2 protein-coding genes are annotated in these 2,111 nt (G+C 44.8%); one reads left to right on the top strand and one right to left on the bottom strand.

Annotated elements, in window-relative coordinates; all coding sequences use genetic code 11:
* The first annotated feature begins 197 nt into the window (after positions 1-197).
* Positions 198-1,268: a 3-isopropylmalate dehydrogenase gene (locus AB7D94_RS16990; protein WP_420267257.1), complete on the top strand. Its 1,071-nt coding sequence runs from the start codon at positions 198-200 to the stop codon at positions 1,266-1,268.
* A gap of 72 nt (positions 1,269-1,340) precedes the next feature.
* Here the strand turns inward: AB7D94_RS16990 and AB7D94_RS16985 are convergent, their stop codons facing one another.
* Positions 1,341-1,823, bottom strand: coding sequence for a hypothetical protein (locus AB7D94_RS16985; protein ID WP_420267256.1), 483 nt, complete (start codon positions 1,821-1,823; stop codon positions 1,341-1,343).
* Between the last annotated feature and the right edge of the window lie 288 nt (positions 1,824-2,111).

The following is a 2,111-nucleotide window of genomic DNA, read 5'->3' as shown; positions in this document are numbered from 1 at the left end:
CATCATGAAACTCCCACTAAAGGGAAGATTCCGGACAAGCCGGAATGACGGAAAGGGACAAAACAGGAATGATTGCATAGGTATCTTCTGCTCTATTTTTCAAATGCGATTGCCCTGATTGAATCTATGACAGAACTGTTTGAAAATGGTACAATTATACATATATGGCAAAATCGACAACAGGAGGGATAAAATAAATGAACGGCAATACATACGAAATAGGCGTTATCGGTGGCGACGGCACCGGCCCTGAGGTCATAAGGGAGAGCGTTAAGGTATTAAAGGCCGCCGCTGCCAGATTTGGATTTAAACTGAACTTTACTGACTATGACTTAAACGGTACAAGGTATTTAAGGACTGGCGAGACGCTGCCGGAGGGCGCATTAGAGGAACTGAAAAGGCACAAGGCGCTGCTACTGGGGGCAATCGGACACCCCGGCGTAAAGCCCGGTATCCTCGAAAAGGGAATCCTCCTCAGGCTGCGCTTTGAGCTGGACATGTACATAAACCTGAGGCCGGTTAAACTTTACCCCGGTGTGCAATGTCCACTGAAAGACAAAGGGCCGGAGGATATAGACTTCGTCGTAATAAGAGAAAACACAGAGGGCTTATATGCCGGTGCCGGTGGGTTTCTCAAAAAAGGTACAAAGGACGAGGTTGCCATACAGGAATCCATAAACACCAGAAAAGGGGTAGAGCGATGCGTCAGATACGCCTTCGACTATACGGCAAGGCGCAACAAGGCAAATAAACTCACACTCTCTGGCAAGACCAATGTTCTGACCTATGCCTTTGATTTGTGGGAGCGCGTCTTTTATGAGGTTGCAAAGGACTATCCCGGCATAAAGCCCGACTACGCGCATGTTGACGCCACAACGATGTGGTTTGTCAAGAATCCCGAATGGTTTGATGTCATAGTCACAGACAATATGTTTGGGGATATAATAACCGACCTCGGCGCTATGATACAAGGCGGGATGGGGATAGCCGCCGGTGGCAACATAAACCCGGAGGGCACGTCCATGTTTGAGCCAATAGGGGGTTCGGCCCCAAAATATACGGGTCAAAACATCATCAATCCACTGGCGGCCATATGTGCCGGGGCAATGATGCTTGAGTACCTTGGCGAGACAGAGGCGGGCCAGACAATAGAGAAGGCCGTCATGGAGGTTACTGCCAAACACATAAAAAACCTCGCGGCAGGGCACATGGGGATGGGTACGGTTGAAGTGGGTGACCTTGTTGCCGACCTTACGGCCACAATCTGAGCCACGCGTGACATCGAAGGGGCAGGTTAATTTATAGAGAGAGTAAATTAATCTGTCCCAATAATATTCAGTTTAGTCAATAGTCCCCCTTGTCGTTCTCCAATAATACCCCGTTTTTGTTTTATTGTCTATTGCAAAATATTCAAAATATGAATAGCCGCGGCTGGGGCGCTCAGCACTGCAGCAATAAAACTTATAGTTTGAGCGGTTTATTGAACGCATTGTTGGAATAAAATGCTTTCCCAATTCCCAAGGCCACCAATCTGGAGATAGTAATATGTATGGCATGACAGTCTTGCTTTTGTCAACTTCCGTACAGTAGGTCGAGAATGTTTCATAACTAAATCTTAGCCAGTAATGTGGAGTGTCCCAGTAAGGTTGACCATAGCCGATGACAAGTGAACTAACTAAAATATCATAGGCATCCTTTGTAAAATTATCAAGTTTCACCCTATAAAACTTATAGTCAGAACCATCGAGTATCACCTCTTCACTGTGGCCGGTTCCTTTAAAATATCTCCCCGTGTGAACATTTATTAAATATTCCTCTACCACATCATCCTTACAGGTTTCTGCCATTAAGAAACCGAACATCATTGCTACGAGTATAAGTTTTAAGAGTATTCTAAAAGTTGCCTTCAACATTGTTGTATTATAAATAATTAATGACAGATTTAAATACTATTGAATGTAAAGTTAGAATCTGTTTGACATTGCTCACAATGGAGTTGTAAGCTGAACCATTGTGAGCAACGGTAGCGGTTACATCTGGTAGTTTAGTTCAATGTTGATTTTGCCTATTCTGAGATATAAGGACAATAGGGGTAGGGAAGGCTCTCACCT

Source organism: Candidatus Magnetominusculus dajiuhuensis, from assembly GCF_046044395.1.
Lineage (GTDB): Bacteria > Nitrospirota > Thermodesulfovibrionia > Thermodesulfovibrionales > Magnetobacteriaceae > Magnetominusculus > Magnetominusculus dajiuhuensis.
This window is presented reverse-complemented; position numbering and strand designations above follow the sequence as displayed.

What these genes read in the sequence shown, in the direction of transcription:
- AB7D94_RS16990 (WP_420267257.1), top strand. Translation starts at nt 198, where the DNA reads ATGAACGGCAATACATACGAAATAGGCGTTATCGGTGGCGACGGCACC.